The following is a 23,957-nucleotide window of genomic DNA, read 5'->3' as shown; positions in this document are numbered from 1 at the left end:
TCAGTCCCCTTCGATACCCAGAAGCTCGGCAATGATCGCCGCGCTCTCGCCGATCTCCTCGCCCATCCCGGCTGCGGCGAGGTTGCGGGCGATCGCCGCGCCGTCGATCGCGAGTCCCTCGGCCACCACCGCCATCGCGGCCGCGCTGCCCGAGGCGAGCAGGAACAGTTCGGCGATCACCGGCCCTTCGGCCTGCCAGCCGCCTAGGCCGCGTTCCTGCTCCTGCGGCATTCCGGCCAGCAGCGAAGCGACCAGGCCCGGTGCACGGACGGCGGCGGACAGGGCGACCTGGCATCCGGTGGGATTGCGCTTATGCGCCATCGCCGAGGAGCCTCCGCGTCCCGCGACGACCGGCTCCTGCGCCTCGCCGATGCGGTTCTGGGCGAGCAGCGACACATCGCGCGCCAGCTTGCCGAGCGCGCCGATCAGCAGGCCCAGTCCGGCACCGATCGCCGCGATGCCGGTCCGCCTGGCATGCCATGGCGCGCCGGTCCCCAGCCCCATCGCATCGGCCATATGCGCAGCAACGGCGGCCCCCTGCCCGTTCAGCCCGGCGCGCGTGCCCGCCGCCCCGCCGAACTGGATGACCGCATGGCGTGCGACCGCCGCCTCCAGATGCTCCAGCGCATCGGCGATCCCCGCCGCCGCCTGGGCCAGTCGCAGTCCGAAGGCGACCGGCATGGCGTCCTGGAGCAGCGTGCGCCCGACCGCCGGGGTCGCCCGATAGGTTTCGGCCTGTCGCACCAGCGCCGCGACGACCCGGCGTGCGTCGATCACCAGCACGGGATGCGCCGCGCGCACCTGCATCATCAACACGCTGTCCGCCACGTCCTGGCTGGTCGCGCCGCGATGCAGCACCTGCGCCGCCTCGCCTGTCAGTTGCGCGCGCAATCGCCGGACGAGCGGGATGGCCAGCGTACCCGCCAGCGCCGCCTCCTCCGCCAGTGCGGCCGGATCGATCCGGGCGGACTCGACGCCCTCGGCAATGGTCCGCGCCACCGCATCGGGGATCAGGCCATGAGCCGCCTGCGCGCGGGCCAGCGCGACCTCGAAGGCACAGGCATGGGCGATGGTGGCGACATCGTCGAACACCGCCATCATCTCCGGCGTCGCGGCGGGGCGGAGGCGCAGCAGGTCCGTCACAGGTCGAACATCACCGTTTCGCACGCGCCCTGCAAGACGAGGTCGAGCGACCAGATGCCGGGTTCCCCCTGCACCGCGATCAGTGTCGCACGCCGCTCGGGCGGGACAAGGCCGAGAACCGGATCGGTGTCGTTCCCGTCCGCCCCATCGAAATAGAGCCGCGTCGCCAGCCGCTTGACGACCCCGCGCGCAAAGATCGACACCGCCAGATGCGGCGCCTGGAGGCTGTTGCCCGGCCCCGGCACCCGGCCGGGCATGATCGTGCGAAAGCGGTAGCGCCCGTCCTCATCGGTCGCGGCGCGTCCGAAGCCGATGAAGTGCGGGTCGATGGGCACATCCTCCCGGCTGTCGTCCATGCTGCGATAGCGCCCCGCCGCATTCGCCTGCCAGATCTCGATCATCGCATCGGGGATGGGGGCACCCTGTCCATCGAGGACGCGGCCGGTCACCTCGATGACCTCCCCCATGGGCGTGCCGGTGGGCGCGGACAGGTTCAGCACATAATGCGCCTCGGGCATCAGTTCGGGGCGCGCGCCCATGTCGGACTGGCCGACCAGGTCCGCGCCGCCCTTCCATGGCAGGCCGTAATGAAAGAACGGGCCGACCGTCTGGCTGGGCGTCTGGCCGAACAGCGCGGGATCCTGATTGTCGGTCCGCGCTTCGGGGCGCAGGTCGGCGGGATCAATGGTCATGATGATCGTCCTCGAACGGCGTCTGCTCGCGCCCCTTCAGCACCACGTCGAAGCGGTAACCGAGCGCCCAGTTCGGCTCAGTCACGTCCATGTCGAGCCGCGCGACCAGCCGCTGGCGATAGGGCATCGGCACGGCGTTGGCGATCGGATCGATCTCGATCAGCGGATCGTCGGGGAAGTAGAGTTGCGTCACCAGCCGCGTCGCGAAAGCGGGACCCAACAACGACAGATGGATATGCGCGGGCCGCCAGGCATTCTTGTGATTGCCCCAGGGATAGGCCCCCGGCCGGACGGTGACGAAGCGATACCGCCCCTCCGCATCGGTCACCACACGCCCCGCGCCCGTGAAGTTGGGATCATGCGGTGCGTCCCACTGGTCCTTGGCGTGGATATAGCGCCCGGCGGCATTGGCCTGCCAGATCTCCATCACCGTATCGGGCACCGCCCTGTCCTGCTCATCCAGCACCTGGCCCTCGACGATGATCCGCTGGCCCAGCGGCTCGGCCTTGTGCTGCTTCGTCAGGTCGGCGAGTGACGCGCCCATCAGCCGGTCCCAGCAGCCACCCGGCCCGGTCGTCTCGGTCAGCGTCTGCGGAATGGCGAGCGGCGGCTGGAGCGGTGCGCGCGTTACCGTCGAGCGGTAATCGGGCACCAGCGAGGGCGGCGCGCCCGCATCGTCATGTGCATAGCGGATCATGCCAGTCGCTCCTCGAATGGTGCACCCGTCTTCGCGCGCACCTCGTCCAGCGTGACGCCGGGCGCCAGTTCGATCAGCCGCAGGCCCGGCTTGTCGCAGGCCATCACGCACAGGTCGGTGACGATCAGATCGACACAGGCCTTGCCGGTCAGCGGCAATGTGCATTCGGGCAGGATCTTGGGGCTGCCGGTCTTGCTGGCATGATCCATCACGACGACGATGCGCTTGACGCCTGCGACCAGATCCATCGCGCCGCCCATGCCCTTCACCATCTTGCCCGGAATGGTCCAGTTGGCGATGTCGCCGCCCTCGCTCACCTCCATCGCGCCCAGCACCGCCATGTCGATATGGCCGCCACGGATCATCGCGAAGCTGTCGGCGCTTGAGAAGAAGCTGGAGGTAGGCAGCGTCGTGACCGTCTGTTTCCCTGCGTTGATCAGGTCGGGGTCCGCCTCTCCGTCATAGGGAAAGGGGCCGATGCCGAGCAGACCGTTTTCCGATTGCAGCGTCACGTCGATCCCGGCGGGCACATGGTTGGCGACCAGCGTCGGGATGCCGATGCCGAGATTGACGTAAAAACCGTCCTGAAGCTCGCGCGCCGCTCGCGCCGCCATCTCGTCGCGCGTCCAGCTCATGCCGCATCCTCCCGGGCGCGGGTCGTCAGCTTCTCGATCCGCTTCTCGTTGATGGTCGAACGGACGATCCGGTCCACATAGATGCCGGGCGTGTGGATGCAGTCGGGGTCGAGCGCGCCCGCCGGAACGATCTCCTCCACCTCGACCACCGTCATTTTTCCGGCGGTCGCCATGTTCGGGTTGAAGTTGCGCGCGGTCTTGCGGAACATCAGATTGCCCGCCGGATCGGCCTTCCACGCCTTGATGATCGACAGGTCGGCGCGCAGCCAGGTTTCGCGGACATAGTCCTGCCCGTCGAACGTCTCGACAGGCTTGCCCTCGGCGACGACGGTGCCGACGCCGGTCTTGGTATAGAAGGCCGGAATGCCCGCACCGCCCGCCCGGATGCGCTCAGCCAGCGTGCCTTGCGGGTTGAGTTCCAGTTCCAGCTCGCCTGAGAGGTATTGCTGCTCGAACAGCTTGTTCTCGCCGACATAGGAGGAGATCATCCTGGCGACCTGGCGGCTTTCGAGCAGCATCCACAGGCCAAAGCCGTCCGCCCCGGCATTGTTGGAGATGACGGTCAGCCCCTTCACCCCACTCGCGCGGATTTCGGGGATCAGGCTTTCGGGATTGCCAGACAGGCCGAAGCCGCCCGACATGATCGTCATGCCATCGAACAGCAGCCCGTCGAGCGCCGCCGCAGGGCTGTCATAGATCTTGCTTTTCATGCCATCTCCAAGGGCAGGCCGACATAATTCTCGGCGAGCGTGCGTTGAGCGGCGGGCGAGCCGCGCAGATAATCAAGTTCGGCCATCTGGATGCGCCGGTCGAATCCATCCATGGTCGGAAAACGGTGCGTCACCGAGGTGAACCACCAGGAGAAGCGCTCCGCCTTCCACACCCGCGACAGGGCGCGCGCCGAGTAATGGTCGATCCCCGCGTCCGAACGCTCGCGATAATGTTCGGTCAGCGCCGCGCCCAGCATCGTCACGTCGGACACCGCCAGGTTCATGCCCTTGGCCCCCGTGGGCGGGACAATGTGCGCCGCGTCCCCGGCCAGGAACAGCCGCCCCCAGCGCATCGGCTCGGCCACGAACGAGCGTAGCGGCGCGATCGCCTTTTCGAACGAGGCCCCGCGCGTCACCTTCGCCGCCGTGTCCGGCCCGAGGCGCAGACACAATTCGTCCCAGAAGCGATCGTCGGACCAGTCGGCCAGATCCTCGTCCAGCGCGCACTGGATATAATAGCGGCTGCGCGTCGGCGACCGCATCGAGGCGAGCGCGAAGCCGCGTTCGTGATTGGCATAGATCAGTTCGTGATCGGCGGGCGGCACATCGGCCAGCACGCCCAGCCAGCCAAAGGGATAGACCCGCTCGAACACCCGCAGCACGTCGGCTGGGATCGCCGCACGGCTGACCCCGTGATAGCCGTCGCAGCCCACCACGAAGTCGCAGTCGATCCGCTGCTCCATGCCGCCGCGCCGCCAGGTCACGACCGGCCGGTCGCCGTCCAGCCCGGACAGGACGACATCCTCCGCGTTCCAGACGATCGAAAGGCCCCGATCCTCCGCCGCATCGAACAGATCGCGCATCACCTCCTGCTGGCCATAGACGGTGACGGTCGATCCGCCGGTCAGCGCCGCCATGTCGATGCGGAAGACCTCGCCATCCAGCGCGACATTGGTGCCACCATGCACTAGGCCTTCACGCTCCAGCCGCGAGGAGACGCCGAGCCGCCGCATCAAGGCGACCGTGCCCTGTTCCAGCACGCCCGCGCGCACGCGGCCCTCGACATATTCGCGATCGCGCCGCTCGATGACGACCGCGTCGATTCCTTCGGCGTGCAGCAGATGCGCCAGGAACATGCCCGCAGGCCCTGCCCCGATGATCGCCACCTGTGTCCGGTGCCTCATGTCATCCTCTCTACCCGGCGCTGTTCGCCGTATCGCCGGCATCATGCCGCTCCCCGGCGCGGCAGGCGATGGACGCTCCACGCAAAAAGTTGGACGATCCGCTTGCCCTGGATTACCCCGTCGCCATGGCCGCGACGGCGATTCCCAGCTTCTATCTCTATGGCGAGCCGCATCGCGCCGTGGGAGACGGCTTCGTCCATGCCGAGCGGCTGGACGATCGCTCCCGTCCGCATGAATGGACGATCCTGCCCCATGCCCATGCCGATCTGGTGCAGCTTTTCCTGCTGGAACAGGGTGGCGGCGTGATGCGTGCGGAGGCGGAGAGCTTCGCCGTCACCGCCCCTGCGCTGCTGATCGTGCCCGCCGGGATCGTTCATGGCTTCGAGTGGCATCACGAATCCGAAGGGGCGGTCGTCACCCTGTCCGTGCGGCATCTGGCGCTGCTCGACAGCCGCTATCCGGGGCTGAGCGCGATCTTCGATCGGGCAGGCGTGGTCCATCCCGACGACGCGGCCATGGCGGTGATCGGCGCGGGGGTCGCGGCGCTGATGCGCGAACTGGGCTGGTCCGCGCCGGGTCACGGCGCGGCGGTCGATGCCGCGCTGCTGACCATATTGGTCGAGACATTTCGGGCCGCGGGCGTGATGCGGGACGGCGCACCCGCCACGCCCGGCCATTACCACAGCCTGGTCGCCCGCTTCCGTGCGCGGATCGACGAACGCTTCCGGCTGCGCGAGCCGATCTCCGTCCACGCCGAAGCGCTGGGCACCAGCGAGAGCCGGTTGCGCGTCGCCTGCGCACGGGTCGCTGCCCTGTCACCCGCCGCGATGCTCGACCAACGCGCCATACTCGATGCCAAGCGCGCGCTCCTCTACACCCATTTGTCGGTGGCGGAGGTGGGCTATGCGATCGGCTTTGCCGACCCGGCCTATTTCACGCGGTTCTTCACCCGCCATACCGGCCTGTCGCCCCGCGCCTATCGCCAGGGCGGTGGTGCGGGAACAATCCAGCCCTGAGAGCGAGGAGCATCGGTTGCACAGCGACCTCCCGCTATCCTGGATCGGGTCGGGATGCTCGCCTGGCTTTCCACCGGCCCGCCGCCACGCGGGAACCCCGGCCGATGCCGAGGTCCCCCCATGCCCCGGGGGTTCGTCGCCTCAGGGGTTCGTCGCCTTGCCGATAAGCGCCTCGGCCTCGCGTTCCGCGGTGGCGGTCGTCGCCTTGCCGCTGACGATATCGTCGGCGAGGCGCATCAGGTCATGCCCGGTGGTGGACCCCGTATCCGCCACCTCGCCCAGCGTCAGCCCCTTGTTCTTCGTGATGGCCGCATCCCAGGCGATGCGCACCTTGGCCCAATAGGGCGCCGTCTTCGTCCAATAGTCATCGGCGGCCGCGACCGGGAAGTCGCTCGCCGGGACATAGCTGTTGATGACATATTCGTGGACGAAGGTGACGGGCCTGCCGTCCTTCGTCCCGATCTTGGCATTGTCCTGTTCGTGAACCCACCCTTCGGGGGTCAGGACGTGGCGATTGGTCCCGACATAATGGTCGTAAGGGGGATGCCGCGTCGCATCGCGCCGGGCGAGCGGACGGCGCGTCTCGTCGCTGGTCCAGCGGGTCGCACCGTCATCATATCGCCAGCGCCCCACCCCGCCATAACGCGGGGAATCATCCGTCTGCCACACGGTCTGGGACCAGGCGCCCCGACGCTCCGCCTCCGGCACCGGACGCAGCGCCCAGCGCCCCGGCGCAATATAGGTCAGGACGGTTGCCGGCTGATAGGTCCAGTCCTGCCGCCAATGCTTGATGACCATCGGGTGGCCACCGGCGTCCACCACCAGCAGGTGCTGGAGCACGACATGATCGGGCGTGTCGACGATCGCCCGCACCACCTCATGCCCGCCGCTCAGCTTGGCGGGATAGGGGGTATAGCCCGCAACCAGCGGCGTGGTTTCGCGCATGTCGAACGTTACCTTGTACGTTCCGGCCATTTTCAGGATCGCGGCATGATCGCGCGCCTGGTCGCCATATTGCGCCTGTTGCGCGACCGCCGGCTGCGACACGAGAAGCGCCACCGGCGAGACGGCCAGCGCGAGGGCAAGGAGTTTGCGGGTCATCAGGATTCCTTTCAGAAGCGCAGGCTGAGCGAGGCACCGGCATTGCGGCCGGGCTGCGAATAGGCGTCGCGAATGGCCGACGTGGCGGTCAGGCCGCGCACGTCGCTCCACCAGAAATATTTGCGGTCGGTGATGTTGAACACGCCGACCCGAACCGTCGCCTGCTCCATCAGCTTCATCGAGGCGGTCGCGTCGAACACCCAGAATCCCGGCGGCGTGAAGCAGCGGGTCGCGTTGGTGTTGCAGCTATTGTTGGTATCGCCGGCCTTCTTCCCCGCCGAATGGGTCGCGACGATCTCCGCGCGCAGCGGACCATCTTCGGGCTGGTAGAAAAGCCCCGCGACCAGCTTCACGGGCTCGATGCTGTCGAGCGGCTGGGTGCCGGAAACGCCGGCGGTCCGCATCCGTCCCTTGGCGTAGGAAGCCGCCGCGCGGATTCCGAGGCCGATCGGCAGGCGATATTCGCCCCGTGCCTCCAGCCCCTCGATCGTCACCCGCCCCCGATTGACATATTGATAGACCGCCGGATTGGCCGCCGTGAACGCACCGGACACCTGGATCTGGTCGATGAAGTCACGGAAACGGCTGCGGAACGCGGTACCCGACAGCGACCATCCCGCGCCGTTCAGCCGGATACCGCCTTCGATGCTGTTGCTCTTTTCCGGGCGCAGATCGGGGTTGGGGACCGAGCGATAATTGGCGATGAGGTTCGCAAAGCCATTGTTGATCTGGTTGGGCTCTGGCGGCTTGAAGCCCTGTCCGTAATTGGCGAACAGCCGGACGCCTTCGGTCAGCTTCGCCACCGCGCCAAGGCGGGGGGTCACCCGCTCGCCGGACTGGGCGCGCGGCGTGAAGGTGGTGAACAGCGGGTCGGGCCGCGGCGTCAGCCGGTAATGGTCCCAACGAACCGCCGGGAACAGCGTCAGCAGACCGTCGGCGATGGCGATCTCGTCCTGTGCGAACACGCCGATCAGCTCGTAATCGGTCGTCGGAAAGGCGCGGGTCGGATAGGTTTCCCCCGAGGGCGGCACCGTTCCGTCTCGCACACCCGTCTGGCGGGTGTGCGAGTAATCGGCGCCATAGGCGAAAAGGTGGCTGACCGGCCCGGTGACGGCACGGCTTTCGAGTTGCAGCGTGCCGCCATAGACGCGGTTGTCGAACCGGTTGATGCGGATGCGATCGGCGGCCGTGTTGCGGTCCTCCCATCCGGTCTGGACGGTGCCGCTGTCCTGGTAATAGGCCGCCGCGCGGATACCGCTGATGACGCCGGTGCCGGTGTAGCGATAATCGAGCGTGCCCCGCGTCCGCGCCACCGTGTCGCGGGCCTGCAAGCCCAGCACCGAAGAGGCGGCCAGCGGCGGCTTCGCGATCGCGCTGAGCACGTCGGTTTCGACGACCGAGGCGAAACGCTCATAGGTCAGGCGCAGGCGGTTGCCGGTGCCGGGCGTCCAGACCAGCCGCGCCAGCAGGGCGTCGGACGCGATGTCCTGCGGATTGGGCCTGGTGCGATCGCTATTGGCGCTGTCATTCTCGCCCTTGTTGTCGATCGCATGACCGTCGCGGCGGGTATAGGCAAGCATCGCCTGCACATCGCCCTGCTGCCCGGCGACGATCAGCCCCTTGGTCCAGCTATCGTCCGCGCCGTCATAGCCCAGGCGAACGCCGCCGCCGACCAACTGGCCGTCGCGCAGAAAATCCTGCGGGTCCTTGGTGATGAAGCTGACTGCGCCTGCGACGCCATCGCTGCCGTACAGGGCCGAGGCGGGGCCGCGCAGGATTTCGACCGAGCGGACAAGGTCGAGATCGACATAGTCGCCGCGTCCCACCGATTGCGCGCCGAAGGAAAAGCCGTCCGGCACGCGAACCCCGTCGACCGTGATCAGGACCCTATTGCTCTCCAGACCCCGGATGTTGAAGCCGCTGTCCCGGTCACGCCCCGTCGAAGTGCCCGCCGCCGTGAAACGCGCGGGCGCACGACGGACCGCGACGCCCGGTTCGTAGCGGACCAGATCCTTGATGTCCGTGATCAATCGGTCGTCGATCGTCTTCGCATCGATCACCGACACGGTCTGCGGCACGTCCTCGACCCGCTTTTCCCCGCGCGTCGCGGTGACGGTGATCAGGTTCGCCTCATCGCCCTCACCCGCCACGGGCTGGACGACGGTCTGGCCGGGCGACGGTTCGGCCGCCGCCAGCCCCGGCAAGCGCGCCGAAGCCGATCCCGCCGATGCGACAATTCCGGCCAACGCCACACCAAGACGCAGATGAACAAGCTTCATGGAAATCCCCTTTGCTGCGACGCCCGTTAATGAGAGTCACTAGCGTTAGCAAGAGTTTCCGGTGAAGACACCCGTCACGGCAGGGAAACATGACCTGTCGGAAACAGGCATCGGCGTCTGCCGAATGTGTGTCCGACGGGTCGGGCCGGCCGCCCCCATCAGGCCTTGATCGGCCGAGGCGTCACAATCGCATTCCGACCCCGATGCCGAACACGAACGGGTCGAGCGACACGTCCACCCGCTGCCGCCCGAGCGCGGCACTGTCGAGCCGCGCCTTGGTGTCGATATCGATGTACTTGACGTCGAGGTTCAGGAAGACCTTGCGCGTGATATCGACATCGACACCCGCCTGTTCGGCCCAGCCCACGCTGTCGGTGAGATGGACCCTGGTCTTGCCCGCCGCGCCTTGCAGCCCGTCCGACGCCTTCTCGTTCCAGAGGATCGTATAGTTGATCCCCACCCCGACATAGGGGCGGACATGGCGGGTCGGCGCGAAGTGATATTGGACCGTCAGGGTCGGCGGCAAGACCCAGGTGGAGGCGAGGTCGCCGATGCCGCCGGTCGTGCCCCGCACCCCGGACACCGAATGCCTGGTGGTCGAGGCGATCAGTTCAAAGCCGATATGGTCCGTCGCCATATAGGTCGCATCGACCTCCGGCATGACGCGATCGTTGACCTTCACGGTCTCGCCGGGGAAAGCGGGCAGGACACTGTCCGATTTCTCGTTGGGCGCGACGAGGATGGCGCGGGCGCGGACCAGCACGTCCCCGGCGCGAATGCCGACCCGTGGATCGGCCTGTTCGGTCCCTTGCGCCCAGGCCGATGTGCCGACGCCCGTCGCGGCGATCGCGATCAGCATGGCGGCGGTCCTGATGATGGTCATTTCTGGTCTCCTGCTCGGTCTATGCAGGACCGGGTAGAAGTCCCGCCCCAGCCACGCCTTGACGCGGGACAAGCGCTGGTTTGACGGCGGTCAAAGGCCGGGCGGCATCGCCGCGGCACAGCGTTCGGCATGTGGCCCTATCATCCCGATCTCCTCGCCCGGCCCGTGCCGCGCTACACCAGCTATCCCACCGCCGCGGAGTTCGGCGATGCGGTGGGCCATGCCGACATGGCCGCCGCGCTGGACGCCATCGGCGCGCACATGCCGATCTCGCTCTATCTGCACATTCCCTATTGCCGGGCGATCTGCTGGTATTGCGGCTGCAACACCGGGGCCGCGAACCGCACGGCACGGCTCGACGCCTATCTGGCGCGGCTGCATGATGAGATCGATCTGGTCGCGGCACGGCTGGACGGAAGGGGCCGGGTCGGGCGGATCGCCTTTGGCGGGGGGAGTCCCAATGCGATCCCGCCCGCCGCGTTCGCCGCACTGGTCGCCCGCCTTCGCACCCGCTTCGCGTGCGACGATGCCATCCTGTCGCTGGAGGTCGATCCACGCGGGTTCGATGCGGACTGGGCGACGGTGATCGGGGAGACCGGCGTCACGCGCGTCAGCCTGGGCGTGCAGACCTTCGACCCCGCGCTTCAGGCCGCGATCGGCCGCGTCCAGCCCCATGGGGAGGTGGCCCGCACGGTCGACCTGCTGCGTGCCGCCGGGGTCGGATCGATCAACTTCGACCTGATGTACGGCCTGCCCGGTCAGGACAATGCCGCGTTGATGGCGACCCTGGAGCAGAGCATCGCGCTCGCCCCGGACCGTCTCGCGGTATTCGGCTATGCCCATGTCCCCCATCTCATCCCGCGCCAGCGCCGGATCGATGCGCGCGCCCTGCCCGGTGCGGCCGACCGCTTCGGTCAGGCCGCGCTGGCGCATGGCCGCCTGACCATGGCGGGCTATCAGGCGGTCGGCTTCGACCATTTCGCGCTGGCCCGGGACCCGCTGGCCCAGGCCGCCCGCGACGGAACACTCCGCCGCAATTTCCAGGGTTTTACCGAAGATCCCGCCGCCATCCTGATCGGACTGGGCGCCAGTGCGATCAGCGAGTTTCCCGACCGTCTGCTTCAGAACGCCAAGAATGCCGGGGAATGGCACCGCGCGATCGAGGCCGGTCGGTTCGCGACCGCGCGTGGCGTGGCGCGCGATGCGGTGGAGCAGCGGCGCGGCCGGGCGATCGCGGCGGTGCTGTGCCATGGCCAGGCAGAACTCGACGACCTGCCCGAACGGGACGCGATACGCCTGCGCCTGCACCCGTTCGAGCAGGCGGGCCTGATCGACTGGCAGGGCACGCGTCTGCGCCTGGCGGCCGATGCCCTGCCCTATGCCCGCAGCATCGCCGCTGCCTTCGACGCATGGCGTACGGCGGAGGACAGGCAGTTCAGCCATGCCGTCTGACCTGCCGCCACGCTGCGCCGCCTGTGTCGCGCGCGGCATGGCCTTGTGCGGCGGACTGGGCGAGCGGGAACTGGCGGCGCTGCACCGGATCGGACGTCGTCGGCGGCTGAGCGCCGGACAGGCGCTGGGCTGGGCGGGCGATCCCGCGACCAGTTGCGCCAATCTCGTCTCGGGCGTGCTCAAGGTTTCCCGCATGGAGACGGACGGACGCGTGCAGATCGTCGGTCTTCTTTATCCGGGCGATTTTGTCGGCACCCTCTTTGCCGAACGCTCGGTCGATACGATCACGGCGCTGAGTGATGCCGATCTGTGCGTCTATCCGCGCCAGACGCTGGAGGAACTGCTGGTCCGGCATCCCGCCACCGGGCGACTATTGTTGCGGCGCACGCTGGCGACGCTGGCCGAGGCGCGACGCTGGATGCCGATGCTGGCCCGCGCCCGCGCGGAGGCCCGGGTCGCCGCGCTGCTGATCGACCTGGCGCGGCGCTGCGACGCGGATGCGCAAGGCGGATTCCAACTGCCGCTGTCGCGCGGCGCGATGGCGGAGGCGCTGGGCCTCGCGGTCGAGACGGTCAGCCGCAACATGACCGCATTCCAGGATGAAGGGCTGATCGCGATATCGGGCCTGCGCGGCGTCCGCCTGATCGCCCCGATCCGCCTCACCGCCATCGCGAGCTGATCTCAGGCGGCGGAGCGGTGGTGACCACCCTGCGCCGTCCATTGACACTGGCACAGCGCGGTCAGCACCGGACGATGGCTGACGACGATCATCCCCTGCCCGGTTCGTTTCAGGCGCGCATCCAGGCGACGGGCGACCTCGGCGGCGACCTGGGCGTCCAGCCCCTCGCCCGGTTCGTCGAGCAGCAACCATGGCGCGTCGTCCAGATAGGCCCGCGCCAGCGACAAACGCCGCCGCTCACCACCCGACAACCGCGCGCCGTCGTCGCCCAGCCAGGTGTCGAGCCCCTGCGGCAAGGCGCGCACCACGGCATCCAGCGCTGCATCCTCCAGCGCCCGCCACATGCGCCCCTCGTCACAGTCAGGATCGGCAAGACGCAGATTGTCGCGCACCGTGCCCATGATGAGCGCGGCATCCTGGGGGGCCCAGGCGAATGTCGCGCGGAGCGTCGCGGGCGCCAGGGTCGCCGCATCCTGTCCGTCGATGGCGATCCGGCCGGCCTCCAGCGGACGCAGCCCCAGCAGACCTTCGACCAGCGTCGTCTTACCGGACCCCGAAGGCCCCGTCAGGGCAATCCGGGCTGCGGGGACGAAGCCATCGCCATCGATCGTAAGGGTCACATCGCCGCGTGGCGCGACGCACGGCGTCTGTCCCCCCTCCCGCACGGCATCGAAGATGGCGTCGAGCCGCGCCTCCGCCTCGCGCAGTCGCCCGGCCTCGGTCCAGGCGCGCAGCACCGGCGCGATCGCATCAAGGGTCATCGCCGCCGCCAGCGCCACCAGCGCGGCGACCGGCGCGCCCCTGCCGGACGACAGCGCCAGCGCCAAGGCGGACGCAACGGCGATACTGGTCGCGTGAAGCGCCTCGAACCGCGCGGCCGCCGCGACCTGACGGATCTGCGCCTCCGCCAGCCGATCGCCCGCCGCCGCGATCCGGGCCGCCGCCCAATCCTCCAGGGCGAAGCAGCGCAGCTCGGCGGCCGCACCGCCCAGCATGGCCACCTCCTCGCGCAGGGCTCCGGTCGCTCGCTGCACCGCCCGTCCGGGTTCCTCCAGCCGCCCCGCCCAGCGACGCCCGACGAGCAGCGTGCCCCCCGCGCACGCCAAGGTCGCGGCCATGGCAGGCCATCCACCGAGCCATGTCAGCGCCCCGCCCGACACCAGCGCGGCGACGACGCCCCAGGGGCCGGACAGGCGCACGAACCGCCATTCCACTGCATCGACATCGCCGATCAGCCGCGCGGTCGCCTCGCCCCTGCCAAGGGCCAGTGCGACGGCGGGGGGCGCGGCGGCAACGGCGCGGTAAAGGGCCGGACGCAACCGCGCGAGCGCGCCGAAGGCCGCGGCATGCCCCGCCAGCCGCTCGCCATAGCGCGCGCCTGTCCGCACGATCGCCAGCAGGCGGATCGCGGCGGAGGGCAGCATATAGTTGAACGCCTGCGCCGCCACGATCCCCGCGCCCCCCGCCAGCGCGGCGGCGGTCAGGAACCAGCCCGACAGCGCCAGCAGCGCCACCGAGGCAGCGGCGACGAGTGCGGCGCACATACCCGCCCGTCGCAGGAGGCGACGCTCGTTCCGGCGCTCGGCGGCGATCAGGGTCTGCAGCGTCATGCGTCGGCTCCCAGACGGACGATGCGCGTCGCGATGGCGGCGAGCGCGGGACTATGGGTGGCGATCAGCGTCGTGCGCCCGCGTGCCGCCTGCGCGATGGTCGGGATCATGGCGGCCTCGGCAGCGGCGTCGAGATGCGCTGTCGGTTCATCCAGCAGCAGGAACGGCGCGGAATTCAGCAAGGCGCGGGCCAGCGCGATCCGTTGCCGCTCGCCGCCGGACAATCCACTCCCCCGCGCGTCGAGCGGCGCGTCCAGTCCGCCCGGTCGTCGCGCCAGCATCGGGGCGAGGCCCGCCGCCGTCACCGCACGATGGATCGCCATCTCGTCGGCCCGGGGACAGGCCAGCCGCACATTGTCCCGGATCGTCCCGGCGATCAGCAGGGGATGCTGTCCCGCCCAACTGGCATATCCGGCCAGCGAGATCAGCGGAACCCCGCCCGCCTCGATCGTTCCGGCGGACAGCGGGGCCAGGCCCAGCAGCAGATGGAGGACGCTGCTCTTGCCGCTGCCCGAGGGGCCGAGCAACGCCACCGTCTCGCCATCCGCGATGCTGAACGACAGCCCCGACACCGCCGGTCGATCGCTGTCGGGATACCGGATCGTCACGTCGCGCAAGACCAATGGCGCCACCACCGGAACCGGAGCCGCGCGCACGGGCTCCGGCAAGGGGATCAGCGTGTCGGCGGCCGTCTCCGCCACCTGCTTGTCGTGATAGGCGGCGGCCAGACGACGCATCGGCGCGTAGAATTCGGGGGCCAGTGCCAGCACGAAAAAGGCCCGACCCAGCGTCAATGTCTCGGGCACGGCAAAGGGCAGCAGGCCGAGCAGCGAAAAGCCGCAATAGACCGCCACCAACGCGACCGACAAAGCTGCGAAGAACTCCAGCGCGGCGGAGGACAGGAAGGCGACTCGCAGGACGCGCATCGTGCGCTCGGCCAGTTCCTGTGCCGCCGCACCAATGGCGTCCGTCTCGCGACGTTGGGCGCGAAAGGCCAGGACGACGGGCAAGGCGCGGACCCGGTCGGCGAACCGGGCCGACAGGCGATGCAGCGCCACGAACTGACGGCGCGATTCGTCCGCCGCAGCGCCCCCCGCCAGCACCATGGCGGCGACGAAGGGCAGCAGCGTCGCGGCCAGGATGAGCGCCGCCACCCAACTGGCGCAGGCGGTCGCGACCAGCACCAGCATCGGGGCCAGAGCGGCGGCCTTGCGCGCCGGCAGGAAGCGCGCGACATGGCCGTCCAGCGCCTCCACCGCGTCAACGGCCTGCGTCGCCAGCAGCCCGCTATCCAGCGGCTCGCCCGCGTTTCGATGCAGCGCGGCGGCCACGACACGCCCTCTCTGCGCACGCCGGACCACCGCTGCCCGCACCGCCCCTCGCCGTAACGCCATGGTGGCGAACGCGCCGCGCAACGCGCCCGTCGCCGCCGCAAGGACGACCCAGGGCAGCACTGGCGTCTGCGCCGCGACCGCCGTCACCCCGCCCGCGATCGCCGCCGCGAAGCCGATCGCCGCCCCCGTATCGAGCAGCAACAGCGCGGCGGCCCCGTCGCGCCCTCCGGCCGCCTTTTTCAACCAGCGGGTACGCGCCCTGGCGGCGATGGGATCATGGGGGATCGTGGTCATGCCACGACCGTCGCAGCGGTCACGCCCGGCGTCTTTGACCGCGGTCAATGTCGAGGGTCCGGCGGGGGCGTAGCGAGTCGCCCGACAAGGGGCCGGGGGGCGGCTCCTGCTATGGAGACATCATATGGACCCCGGGGTCGTAGACCTGTCGCGGCTGCAATTCGCGGCCACCGCCTTGTATCATTTCCTGTTCGTGCCGCTGACGCTGGGCCTGTCGATGATGCTGGTCATCATGGAATCGGTCTATGTCATGACCAACCGCCCGGTCTGGCGGGTGACCACCCGCTTCTGGGGCAAGATCTTCGGCATCAACTTCGTGCTGGGCGTCGCTACCGGGCTGACCATGGAGTTCCAGTTCGGCACCAACTGGTCCTATTTCTCGCATTATGTCGGCGACATCTTCGGCGCGCCGCTGGCGATCGAAGGGCTGATGGCCTTCTTCCTGGAGGCGACGTTCGTCGGGCTGATGTTCTTCGGCTGGGACCGCCTGTCGAAGCTGGGACACCTGATCGTCACTTGCATGGTGGCGCTGGGCACCAACTTGTCGGCGCTGTGGATCCTCATCGCCAATGGCTGGATGCAGAACCCGGTCGGCGCCAGATTCAATCCCGATACCATGCGGATGGAGGTCGCGGACTTTGGCGCGGTGCTGTTCAATCCGGTCGCCCAGGCCAAGTTCGTCCATACGGTCAGCGCGGGCTATGTCTGCGCATCGGTCGTGGTGCTGGGCGTGTCGGCCTGCTGGTTGCTCAAGGGGCGTTTCCTGCCCATCGCCCGCCGGTCGATGACGGTCGCGGCGGCGTTCGGCCTCGCCGCCTCGCTGTCGGTCGTCGTGCTGGGTGACGAGAGCGGCTACGCCCTGACCGACAACCAGAAGATGAAGCTCGCCGCGATCGAGGCGGTCTGGCATACCGAACCCAGCCCGTCGGGCCTAACCCTGTTCGGTTTCCCCGACACGGTGGCGCGGGAGACACGCTACAAGGTCGAAATCCCGTGGGTGCTCGGCCTGATCGCGACGCGCAGCCTGGACGGCACGGTCGCGGGCATATCCGAACTGGTCCTGAAGGCCCAGGAACGCATCACCTCGGGCATGATCGCCTATGACGCGGTCCAGCGGCTCAAGGCCGACCCGCAGGACCTGGCCCAGCGGGCACGGTTCGAGGCGCACAAGCGCGACCTGGGCTATGCCCTGCTGCTCAAGCGGCACATGGCCGATCCGCGCAGCGCGACGCCGAAGCAGATCGAGGCGGCGGCCTGGGATACGGTGCCCAATGTCGGCCTGCTCTTCTGGTGCTTCCGCATCATGGCAGCGATCGGCTTTGCGATGATCGCGCTGTTCGCGACCGCCTTCACCCTGTGTTCGCTCCGCATGCACATGAATGCGCGCTGGTTCCTGAAACTGGCGGTGGTCGCGATCCCGCTGCCCTGGGTCGCGATCGAACTGGGCTGGCTCGTCGCCGAACTGGGGCGACAGCCCTGGGCGATCGAGGGCGTGTTGCCCACCTTCCTGGCGACCAGTTCGCTGTCGCGCGGCGCGCTGTGGACGACCCTGGCCGGTTTCACCCTGCTCTACGGCGCATTGGCGGTGATCGAGGTACGATTGATCCTCGCCGCCATCGCCCATGGACCGGAGGAGCGAAACGACCAGCCCGCGCCGGGCGAAATCCCCGCCGCCCTGGCCGTCACCGCCTGAACATAAGGACTGGGACATGTTCGATTATGAAATGTTACGGCTGATCTGGTGGGTGCTGCTTGGCGTGCTCCTGATCGGCTTCGCGCTGACCGACGGGTTCGACCTGGGGGTCGCCGCGCTCCTGCCCTTCGTCGCACGGAACGATGCCGAGCGGCGGATGGTCATCAACGCCATCGGGCCGACCTGGGAGGGAAACCAGGTCTGGTTCATCCTCGGCGGCGGTGCGATCTTCGCCGCCTGGCCCTTCGTCTATGCGGTCAGCTTTTCGGGCTTCTACCTGGCGATGTTCCTGGTGCTGGCCGCGCTGATCCTGCGGCCGGTGGGGTTCAAATATCGCAGCAAGCGACCCGACCCGGCATGGCGTTCGCGCTGGGACTGGGCGCTGTTCGTCGGCGGGCTGGTCCCCGCGCTGGTGTTCGGCGTCGCGGTCGGCAATGTGCTGCTGGGTGCGCCCTTCCGCCTCGATGACGATCTGCGTGCCTTTTACGACGGCACCCTGATCGGACTGTTCACTCCCTTCACGCTGCTCTGTGGCCTGTTGTCGGTGGCGATGCTGGTGCTGCACGGCGCGGCATGGCTGTCGATCAAGGTCGAGCATGGGCCGGTCCATGACCGGGCGCGGACGTTCGGAATGGTGGCGGCGGTCGCCGCGATCCTGCTCTTCGCGGGCGGCTTCGCCTTCGTGGCCTGGGGCGACATGGGCTATCGGATCATCGGTGCGGTCGATCCGTCCGGGCCGTCCAATCCGCTGCACATGACGGCGCAGCAGGCGGGCGGCGCGTGGCTGGACAACTATGCCGTGTATCCCTGGATGATGGCGCTGCCCATCATCGGCTTTGTCGGTGCCGCACTGGCGCTGGTCGGCATCAGGAGCGGGCGCGAGGCGATCGCCTTTGCCGGATCGTCGCTGGCCGCGACCGGCATCATCGCCACGGTCGGCTGTTCGATGTTCCCCTTCATCCTGCCATCCAGCATCGACGCACATAGCAGCCTGACGGTGTGGAACGCCTCGTCCACGCAACGGACGCTGGGCATCATGCTGTTCGTCACCGTCGTCTTCCTGCCGATCGTGCTCGCCTACACCGCCTGGGCATACCGGGTGATGTTCGGACGCGTGACCAGCGATGCGGTGCGCACCAACCCCGACTTTTACTGAAAGGCCCCGTCCATGTGGTATTTCTCCTGGGTCCTCGGCCTCGGCCTCGCGGTCGGCTTCGGCATCCTCAACGGCATGTGGCACGAGTTCCACCTGCCGCAGGAGGATGACGTGTCGCAACCACACTGACGGATAGGACAATCGGTCCGACGACAGGGGATCATGGCCCTGCTATCGGGCAAGGCCATGATCCCGAACGACATCTGTGCCGATTGCGCGGTGCGCGACCGGGCCTTGTGCGGCAGCCTGGACGACCAGGAACTCCTGGCGCTGAACGCGATCGGCCAGCGTCGCAACGTCGCGCGAGGCCAGACCATCATCTGGGCGGGCGACGAGGCGGTGATCTGCGGCAACCTGTTATCGGGCGTGCTGAAACTGGTCGCGGCCACCGCGGACGGGCGGGAACAGACGGTCGGGCTGCTCTACCCGGCCGATTTCTTCGGCCAGCCCTATGCCGGCGAGGTCGACTTCACGCTGACCGCGCTGACCGATGCACAATTGTGCGTCTTTCCCCGTGCCGCCTTCGAACGGGTGCTGGAGGATCACCAGCGCATGGAAAGGCTGTTGCTCCAGCGGACCTTCGAGTCACTCAGGGAGGCGCGCGGGCGGATGCTCGTGCTGGCGCGCAAGTCGGCGGGGGAGAAGCTGGCCGGTTTCCTGCTCGACATGGCCGCACGTGCCGGGGCGAGTGGATGCCGGGCCAGCCGCGACGGGCCGGTCACCTTCGACCTGCCGCTGACGCGCGGTCAGATCGCCGACGTGCTGGGCATGACGATCGAGACGGTCAGCCGCCAGCTCACCCGGATGAAACAGAGCGGCGTCATCGGGCTGCCCGGCGGCCGCGCCATTACGATCAGCGACCGCGAGGCGCTCGCCGCACGTGCCGAGGCGGCCTGATCGGTCAAGCCGCTACGCCATCCGCCAGCGCGTCGACCAGCAACGCACGCGCCTCCGCCGTCAGGCGATGCCCCGCCAGCGCGATGATGGTCAGCTGCTCGAAATCGACCGCGCGGCGGCAACTGCTGAAGAAGCACCGCAGCATATGGCCCAGGGTTTCGGGGGCCGAAAACGCATGTCCCTCCTCGAAGGCCGCGATCAGTTCGCGGGCCGCCGCACCATCGGCCATATGACGATGGCGGACATGGTCGAGCAGTATCCAGGCCAGTGCGTCGTCACGCCCGTTGAGCAGCATCGCGCGCAGATAATCGCCATCGGCTCGCTCCCCCTTCGTCACCCGGTCCGCCAATTCCGTCAGGAATGCGGTTATCACCGGCTGGCTCGGGCGAGCGGGCAGGCCATCCGCGATCGCCTCCGCCTGGTCGCAGAGTGCCAGCCTGTTGCGATATTCCTGCATCAGGCGGATCAGGTCGATTTCCTGAATGACGTGCCAGCGACGCGCGAACGGCACGACGCTGCCTTGAAGCGGGTTGCGATCCATCGCGCTTGGTCTCCTTCGCCGTTCTCGTGACGCAGGAGAACACCGCCCGGCATTGACGAAGGTCAAAAGGCGGGCGGTGTAGGTCAGCGCTGGCGGGCGAGATGCCGGTGGATCGTGCTGCGGTGGACGCCGAGCTGGCGTGCCGCCGCCGTGACATTGCCGCCATGCGCCGCCAGCGCCGCGTCGATCGCCTCTGCCCGGTCGTCGGCCAGCGGACGCGCCGTGACCGGAAGTTCGACACCCCCGCCCCGACTTTCCGAGTCCCAGCCGCCGATCAGCGTGGAGCCGTTCGTCAGGCGCAGGCGGCCCCGCATCTCCTGCCCCCGCATGTCCAGCACCTCGCCCAGCGCGGTCTCGTCCAGCGCTTCCCAGCTCCGACCGACCAGCGAGAGGCCCCGCCGGTTGGCCGCGACGAGGCGATCCTCGCGAAACACCAATATCCCCTCGCGCGCGGTGCCCAGCATCGCCGCATCGTCATGCAGACGCAGCACGCGGCAATCGGCAAAGCCGGAGCGGAACAGCCGATGCTCGATCTGGTCGACCGCCAGCCGGATCAGCCCCAGTGCATGGCCATGCCCACCGGCGGAGGGACCGGAGATGTCGAGCGCGCCGACGATCGCCCCGCGCGGGTCGAGGATCGGCGTCGCGGCGCAGCTCAGCACCGCATGTTCGGCGAAGAAATGCTCCGGGCCATGGACCGCGATCGGACGACGTTCCGCGATGGCGGTGCCGATCGCGTTGGTGCCGGTGCTCGCCTCGGTCCAGGACACGCCGGGCCGGAGCGCCACCTGCGCCGCACGGGACAGGAAGCCGGTATCGCCGATACTGTCCAGGATCATGCCGTCCGCATCGGCCAGGATCACGACGCTGCCCGTGTCGCGCGCCTCGCCCGCCAGCATCTCCAGTTCGGGGCGGCAGAGACGGCGCAGCGACTCGCGACGCTGACGCAGGATGGCCAGTTCGCCCTCCGTCAGCGGGCCGCCATCCCGGCGACGTCCCTGCACCAGGCCCATATCGGTACATCGCAGCCAGGATCGCAGCACCGGCTGACGCACGGTTTCGAGGGGCAATTGCCCCTCGTCAAAAAAGGCTCGCCGCCCCTGTTCTATTCCGGCGCCGTCCATCGCCGCATCCTTCTCCGACCGTCGCAGATTGCGACACCGGCGCGTATCGCGCGTCGCGCCGTGCGACACATGCTACGCTTCGTACGGAGAAAGTCCATCGTCGCACGCGCACTTCGTCGCGGACCGGCTTGTCCCCGGCCGAACACAGGCAGAGCCTTTGTCTCATACGAAACGAAGGAGAGGTCCGATGACGATTCAGGAAGCCATCAAGGCACGCACCGCGCCGTTCAAGCAACGCTACGCCAATTTCATCGGCGGCCGCTGGGTCGATCCGGTCGACGGACGCTGGTTCGACAACCGCTCGCCGATCGACGGGCAGGTCATCTGCCAGGTCGCGCGCAGCCAGACGGCCGATATCGAGCTCGCGCTCGACGCCGCGCACAAGGCCAAGGACGGCTGGGGCCGCACCAGCGTCGCCGAGCGCGCACTGATCCTCCACCGCATCGCCGACCGGATGGAGGAGAACCTGTCGCTCCTCGCCACCGCCGAGACCTGGGACAATGGCAAGCCGATCCGCGAGACGACCGCCGCCGACCTGCCGCTTGCGATCGATCACTTCCGCTATTTCGCCGGGTGCATCCGCGCGCAGGAAGGCGGCATTTCGGAGATCGACCACGACACCGTCGCCTATCATTTCCATGAGCCGTTGGGCGTGGTGGGACAGATCATCCCGTGGAACTTCCCGCTCCTCATGGCCTGCTGGAAGCTCGCGCCCGCGCTGGCGGCGGGCAATTGCGTGGTGCTGAAACCCGCCGAGCAGACCCCCGCCTCGATCATGGTGCTGGCCGAACTGATCGCCGACCTGCTGCCCGAGGGCGTACTCAACATCGTCAACGGATTTGGCGTCGAGGCCGGCAAGCCGCTGGCGCAGAACCCGCGCATCGCCAAGATCGCCTTTACCGGTGAGACGACGACCGGGCAGCTCATCATGTCCTATGCCTCGGAGAACCTGATCCCGGTCACGCTGGAGCTGGGCGGCAAGAGCCCCAACATCTTCTTTTCCGATGTCGCGGCGGCGGACGACGACTATTTCGACAAGGCGATCGAGGGTTTCGCCATGTTCGCGCTCAACCAGGGCGAGGTCTGCACCTGCCCCAGCCGGGCGCTGGTGCACGAGTCCATCTATGACCGCTTCATGGAAAAGGCGGTCGCGCGTGTCGAGGCGATGATCCAGGGCGATCCGCTCGACCCCGCCACCATGGTCGGCGCGCAAGCCTCGCAGGAGCAGATGGACAAGATCCTCGGCTATCTCGACATCGGTCGCGACGAAGGGGCCAAGGTGCTGACCGGCGGCGAACGGAACCGGCCGGTGGGTCTGGAGGGCTATTACGTGAAGCCCACGGTGCTCAGCGGCAACAACAAGATGCGTGTGTTCCAGGAGGAGATTTTCGGCCCCGTCGTCTCGGTCGCGACCTTCAAGACCGATGAGGAGGCGTTGAGCATCGCCAACGACACGCTTTACGGCCTGGGGGCTGGCGTGTGGACGCGCGACGGCACCCGCGCCTATCGCATGGGCCGCGCGATCCAGGCGGGCCGCGTGTGGACCAACTGCTACCACGCCTATCCGGCCCATGCGGCATTCGGTGGCTACAAGCGCTCCGGCATCGGGCGCGAGACGCACCGCATGATGCTCGACCATTATCAGCAGACCAAGAATCTGCTGGTCAGCTACTCCGCCAAGAAGCTCGGCTTCTTTTGATCCCCGTCAAAGCGGGGACGGTCGATCACGCCCATCCCCGCTCCATCATCATCCGAGAGGAGAATATCCATGGCCAAGACCATGAAGGCAGCTGTCGTCCGCGAATTCGGTGCCCCGCTCACCATCGATGAAGTCCCCGTTCCCGAGGTCGGCGACGGCCTGATCCAGGTCGCGATCCAGGCGTCGGGCGTCTGCCACACCGACCTGCACGCCGCCGAGGGCGACTGGCCGGTCAAGCCCAACCCGCCCTTCATTCCGGGCCATGAAGGCGTCGGCTATGTCTCGGCGGTCGGCAAGGGCGTCCGCCACATCAAGGAAGGCGACCGGGTCGGCGTGCCGTGGCTCTACACCGCCTGCGGCCACTGCGTGCATTGCCTGGGCGGCTGGGAAACCTTGTGCGAGAGCCAGCTCAACACCGGCTATTCGGTCAATGGCGGCTTTGCCGATTATGTCATCGCCGACCCCAATTTCGTCGGCCATCTGCCCGGCAATATCAGCTTCACCGAGATCGCGCCGGTGCTCTGCGCCGGGGTCACGGTCTATAAGGGGTTGAAGATGACCGACACCAAGCCGGGCGATACGGTGGTTATCTCCGGCATCGGCGGGCTTGGCCATATGGCGGTGCAATATGCGGTCGCCATGGGCCTGAACGTCGCGGCGGTCGATGTCGACGATGCCAAGCTCGACCTCGCCAGGCGCCTGGGCGCGAAGGTGACGGTCAATGCCCGGACCGAGCCGGACCCGGCAGCGGCGATCAAGCGCGAGACCGGCGGCGGCGCGCAAGGGGCGCTGGTCACCGCGGTCAGTGAAAAGGCCTTCGCGCAGGCGGTCGGCATGATGGCGCGCGGCGGTACCGTGGCGTTGAACGGCCTGCCGCCCGGCGACTTTCCGCTCAACATCTTCGGGCTGGTGCTGAACGGCATCACGGTGCGCGGATCGATCGTCGGCACCCGGCTCGACCTTCAGGAGTCGCTCGACTTCGCGGCGGACGGCAAGGTTCGGGCGACCGTCGCCACCGCACCGCTCGCGGAGGTCAATCAGGTGTTCGACCGGATGCGCCGGGGCCAGATCGAGGGCCGCGTCGTCCTCGACCTCGCCGCCTGATATCGGGGCGGGCGGCGGTTTCGGCGCCGCCCGC

Annotated in this window: 22 protein-coding genes; 9 read left to right on the top strand and 13 right to left on the bottom strand. The window is 68.3% G+C overall.

Translation table 11 applies throughout. From position 1 onward, the window contains the following. From ABDV78_RS08730 to pobA, 6 genes are read right to left on the bottom strand one after another with little or no spacing between them, the layout of a single operon-like run. Window positions 1–1,143, bottom strand: a complete 1,143-nt coding sequence (locus ABDV78_RS08730; RefSeq protein ID WP_343526999.1) for a lyase family protein — start codon at window positions 1,141–1,143, stop codon at window positions 1–3. After that, the gene (gene pcaG, locus ABDV78_RS08725) at window positions 1,140–1,835 is read right to left on the bottom strand and encodes a protocatechuate 3,4-dioxygenase subunit alpha (RefSeq protein WP_343526998.1); all 696 of its coding nucleotides are present in this window, start codon (window positions 1,833–1,835) and stop codon (window positions 1,140–1,142) included. Before pcaG ends, ABDV78_RS08730 begins: the two co-directional genes overlap by 4 nt. Continuing rightward, window positions 1,825–2,532, bottom strand: coding sequence for a protocatechuate 3,4-dioxygenase subunit beta (gene pcaH / locus ABDV78_RS08720; protein ID WP_343526997.1), 708 nt, complete (start codon window positions 2,530–2,532; stop codon window positions 1,825–1,827). Before pcaH ends, pcaG begins: the two co-directional genes overlap by 11 nt. Further along, complete coding sequence (locus ABDV78_RS08715; RefSeq protein WP_343526995.1) at window positions 2,529–3,167, bottom strand: 3-oxoacid CoA-transferase subunit B; 639 nt, start codon at window positions 3,165–3,167, stop codon at window positions 2,529–2,531. The genes pcaH and ABDV78_RS08715 overlap by 4 nt, the downstream gene beginning before the upstream one ends. Then, window positions 3,164–3,877 (bottom strand): CoA transferase subunit A, encoded by a 714-nt coding sequence (locus ABDV78_RS08710; RefSeq protein WP_343526994.1) that lies wholly within the window; start codon window positions 3,875–3,877, stop codon window positions 3,164–3,166. The genes ABDV78_RS08715 and ABDV78_RS08710 overlap by 4 nt, the downstream gene beginning before the upstream one ends. Continuing rightward, window positions 3,874–5,061: a 4-hydroxybenzoate 3-monooxygenase gene (gene pobA / locus ABDV78_RS08705; protein ID WP_343526993.1), complete on the bottom strand. Its 1,188-nt coding sequence runs from the start codon at window positions 5,059–5,061 to the stop codon at window positions 3,874–3,876. The genes ABDV78_RS08710 and pobA overlap by 4 nt, the downstream gene beginning before the upstream one ends. A 125-nt stretch (window positions 5,062–5,186) precedes the next feature. On the opposite strand from pobA, the gene ABDV78_RS08700 reads away from it, so the two are divergent. Next, a complete protein-coding gene (locus ABDV78_RS08700; protein ID WP_343527024.1) occupies window positions 5,187–6,077 on the top strand; it encodes a helix-turn-helix domain-containing protein in 891 nt (296 codons plus the stop codon). Between the two features lie 141 nt (window positions 6,078–6,218). Here the strand turns inward: ABDV78_RS08700 and ABDV78_RS08695 are convergent, their stop codons facing one another. The 3 genes from ABDV78_RS08695 to ABDV78_RS08685 form a co-directional block, all read right to left on the bottom strand. Continuing rightward, window positions 6,219–7,178 (bottom strand): DUF6607 family protein, encoded by a 960-nt coding sequence (locus tag ABDV78_RS08695; RefSeq protein ID WP_343526992.1) that lies wholly within the window; start codon window positions 7,176–7,178, stop codon window positions 6,219–6,221. An 11-nt stretch (window positions 7,179–7,189) separates the two neighbouring features. Further along, window positions 7,190–9,457, bottom strand: coding sequence for a TonB-dependent hemoglobin/transferrin/lactoferrin family receptor (locus ABDV78_RS08690; protein ID WP_343526991.1), 2,268 nt, complete (start codon window positions 9,455–9,457; stop codon window positions 7,190–7,192). A gap of 181 nt (window positions 9,458–9,638) precedes the next feature. Beyond that, entirely contained in the window at window positions 9,639–10,340 is a 702-nt protein-coding gene (locus tag ABDV78_RS08685) for an OmpW family outer membrane protein (RefSeq protein WP_343526990.1), read from the bottom strand. A gap of 129 nt (window positions 10,341–10,469) precedes the next feature. Here ABDV78_RS08685 and hemN point away from each other — a divergent pair, with 129 nt between their 5' ends. Next, a complete protein-coding gene (gene hemN, locus ABDV78_RS08680; RefSeq protein ID WP_343526989.1) occupies window positions 10,470–11,792 on the top strand; it encodes an oxygen-independent coproporphyrinogen III oxidase in 1,323 nt (440 codons plus the stop codon). Further along, window positions 11,782–12,471: a Crp/Fnr family transcriptional regulator gene (locus ABDV78_RS08675; RefSeq protein ID WP_343526988.1), complete on the top strand. Its 690-nt coding sequence runs from the start codon at window positions 11,782–11,784 to the stop codon at window positions 12,469–12,471. Before hemN ends, ABDV78_RS08675 begins: the two co-directional genes overlap by 11 nt. Before the next feature lie 2 nt (window positions 12,472–12,473). Here the strand turns inward: ABDV78_RS08675 and ABDV78_RS08670 are convergent, their stop codons facing one another. Beyond that, entirely contained in the window at window positions 12,474–14,081 is a 1,608-nt protein-coding gene (locus ABDV78_RS08670; RefSeq protein ID WP_343526987.1) for an ATP-binding cassette domain-containing protein, read from the bottom strand. Further along, window positions 14,078–15,709, bottom strand: a complete 1,632-nt coding sequence (cydD, locus tag ABDV78_RS08665; protein WP_343526986.1) for a thiol reductant ABC exporter subunit CydD — start codon at window positions 15,707–15,709, stop codon at window positions 14,078–14,080. Before cydD ends, ABDV78_RS08670 begins: the two co-directional genes overlap by 4 nt. A 124-nt stretch (window positions 15,710–15,833) precedes the next feature. On the opposite strand from cydD, the gene ABDV78_RS08660 reads away from it, so the two are divergent. The 4 genes from ABDV78_RS08660 to ABDV78_RS08645 are packed head-to-tail and all read left to right on the top strand — an operon-like array spanning window position 15,834 to window position 19,455. Beyond that, window positions 15,834–17,402, top strand: a complete 1,569-nt coding sequence (locus ABDV78_RS08660; RefSeq protein ID WP_343526985.1) for a cytochrome ubiquinol oxidase subunit I — start codon at window positions 15,834–15,836, stop codon at window positions 17,400–17,402. Window positions 17,403–17,418: 16 nt separating this feature from the next. Continuing rightward, window positions 17,419–18,558 (top strand): cytochrome d ubiquinol oxidase subunit II, encoded by a 1,140-nt coding sequence (gene cydB, locus ABDV78_RS08655; protein WP_343526984.1) that lies wholly within the window; start codon window positions 17,419–17,421, stop codon window positions 18,556–18,558. A 12-nt stretch (window positions 18,559–18,570) separates the two neighbouring features. Next, window positions 18,571–18,687, top strand: a complete 117-nt coding sequence (gene cydX, locus ABDV78_RS08650; protein WP_343526983.1) for a cytochrome bd-I oxidase subunit CydX — start codon at window positions 18,571–18,573, stop codon at window positions 18,685–18,687. A 57-nt stretch (window positions 18,688–18,744) separates the two neighbouring features. Then, window positions 18,745–19,455 carry a Crp/Fnr family transcriptional regulator gene (locus ABDV78_RS08645; RefSeq protein WP_343527023.1) on the top strand — a complete coding sequence of 237 codons (711 nt, stop codon included), beginning with the start codon at window positions 18,745–18,747 and terminating at the stop codon, window positions 19,453–19,455. 4 nt (window positions 19,456–19,459) lie between these two features. Here the strand turns inward: ABDV78_RS08645 and ABDV78_RS08640 are convergent, their stop codons facing one another. Together ABDV78_RS08640 and ABDV78_RS08635 are read right to left on the bottom strand one after the other, a co-directional pair. Beyond that, window positions 19,460–19,996, bottom strand: coding sequence for a hypothetical protein (locus tag ABDV78_RS08640; protein WP_343526981.1), 537 nt, complete (start codon window positions 19,994–19,996; stop codon window positions 19,460–19,462). An 83-nt stretch (window positions 19,997–20,079) separates the two neighbouring features. Then, window positions 20,080–21,120 carry a GAF domain-containing protein gene (locus ABDV78_RS08635; RefSeq protein ID WP_343526980.1) on the bottom strand — a complete coding sequence of 347 codons (1,041 nt, stop codon included), beginning with the start codon at window positions 21,118–21,120 and terminating at the stop codon, window positions 20,080–20,082. 187 nt (window positions 21,121–21,307) lie between these two features. Here ABDV78_RS08635 and adh point away from each other — a divergent pair, with 187 nt between their 5' ends. Both adh and ABDV78_RS08625 read left to right on the top strand, forming a co-directional pair. Then, window positions 21,308–22,819 (top strand): aldehyde dehydrogenase, encoded by a 1,512-nt coding sequence (gene adh, locus ABDV78_RS08630; protein ID WP_343526978.1) that lies wholly within the window; start codon window positions 21,308–21,310, stop codon window positions 22,817–22,819. A 69-nt stretch (window positions 22,820–22,888) separates the two neighbouring features. Next, window positions 22,889–23,923 carry a zinc-dependent alcohol dehydrogenase gene (locus ABDV78_RS08625; protein ID WP_343526977.1) on the top strand — a complete coding sequence of 345 codons (1,035 nt, stop codon included), beginning with the start codon at window positions 22,889–22,891 and terminating at the stop codon, window positions 23,921–23,923. The last annotated feature ends 34 nt before the right edge of the window (window positions 23,924–23,957 follow it).

It is taken from the genome of Sphingomonas sp., from assembly GCF_039594485.1.
Taxonomy (GTDB): Bacteria; Pseudomonadota; Alphaproteobacteria; order Sphingomonadales; family Sphingomonadaceae; genus Sphingomonas.
The sequence above is the reverse complement of the archived record's forward strand: the minus strand, read 5'-3'. Positions and strand labels throughout refer to the sequence as shown.

Coding starts and splice junctions, on each gene's coding strand:
- pcaG (WP_343526998.1), bottom strand. CDS start 1,835: ATGACCATTGATCCCGCCGACCTGCGCCCCGAAGCGCGGACCGACAAT.
- pcaH (WP_343526997.1), bottom strand. CDS start 2,532: ATGATCCGCTATGCACATGACGATGCGGGCGCGCCGCCCTCGCTGGTG.
- ABDV78_RS08715 (WP_343526995.1), bottom strand. CDS start 3,167: ATGAGCTGGACGCGCGACGAGATGGCGGCGCGAGCGGCGCGCGAGCTT.
- ABDV78_RS08710 (WP_343526994.1), bottom strand. CDS start 3,877: ATGAAAAGCAAGATCTATGACAGCCCTGCGGCGGCGCTCGACGGGCTG.
- pobA (WP_343526993.1), bottom strand. CDS start 5,061: ATGAGGCACCGGACACAGGTGGCGATCATCGGGGCAGGGCCTGCGGGC.
- ABDV78_RS08700 (WP_343527024.1), top strand. CDS start 5,187: ATGGCCGCGACGGCGATTCCCAGCTTCTATCTCTATGGCGAGCCGCAT.
- ABDV78_RS08695 (WP_343526992.1), bottom strand. CDS start 7,178: ATGACCCGCAAACTCCTTGCCCTCGCGCTGGCCGTCTCGCCGGTGGCG.
- ABDV78_RS08690 (WP_343526991.1), bottom strand. CDS start 9,457: ATGAAGCTTGTTCATCTGCGTCTTGGTGTGGCGTTGGCCGGAATTGTC.
- ABDV78_RS08685 (WP_343526990.1), bottom strand. CDS start 10,340: ATGACCATCATCAGGACCGCCGCCATGCTGATCGCGATCGCCGCGACG.
- hemN (WP_343526989.1), top strand. CDS start 10,470: ATGTGGCCCTATCATCCCGATCTCCTCGCCCGGCCCGTGCCGCGCTAC.
- ABDV78_RS08675 (WP_343526988.1), top strand. CDS start 11,782: ATGCCGTCTGACCTGCCGCCACGCTGCGCCGCCTGTGTCGCGCGCGGC.
- ABDV78_RS08670 (WP_343526987.1), bottom strand. CDS start 14,081: ATGACGCTGCAGACCCTGATCGCCGCCGAGCGCCGGAACGAGCGTCGC.
- cydD (WP_343526986.1), bottom strand. CDS start 15,709: ATGACCACGATCCCCCATGATCCCATCGCCGCCAGGGCGCGTACCCGC.
- ABDV78_RS08660 (WP_343526985.1), top strand. CDS start 15,834: ATGGACCCCGGGGTCGTAGACCTGTCGCGGCTGCAATTCGCGGCCACC.
- cydB (WP_343526984.1), top strand. CDS start 17,419: ATGTTCGATTATGAAATGTTACGGCTGATCTGGTGGGTGCTGCTTGGC.
- cydX (WP_343526983.1), top strand. CDS start 18,571: ATGTGGTATTTCTCCTGGGTCCTCGGCCTCGGCCTCGCGGTCGGCTTC.
- ABDV78_RS08645 (WP_343527023.1), top strand. CDS start 18,745: ATGATCCCGAACGACATCTGTGCCGATTGCGCGGTGCGCGACCGGGCC.
- ABDV78_RS08640 (WP_343526981.1), bottom strand. CDS start 19,996: ATGGATCGCAACCCGCTTCAAGGCAGCGTCGTGCCGTTCGCGCGTCGC.
- ABDV78_RS08635 (WP_343526980.1), bottom strand. CDS start 21,120: ATGGACGGCGCCGGAATAGAACAGGGGCGGCGAGCCTTTTTTGACGAG.
- adh (WP_343526978.1), top strand. CDS start 21,308: ATGACGATTCAGGAAGCCATCAAGGCACGCACCGCGCCGTTCAAGCAA.
- ABDV78_RS08625 (WP_343526977.1), top strand. CDS start 22,889: ATGGCCAAGACCATGAAGGCAGCTGTCGTCCGCGAATTCGGTGCCCCG.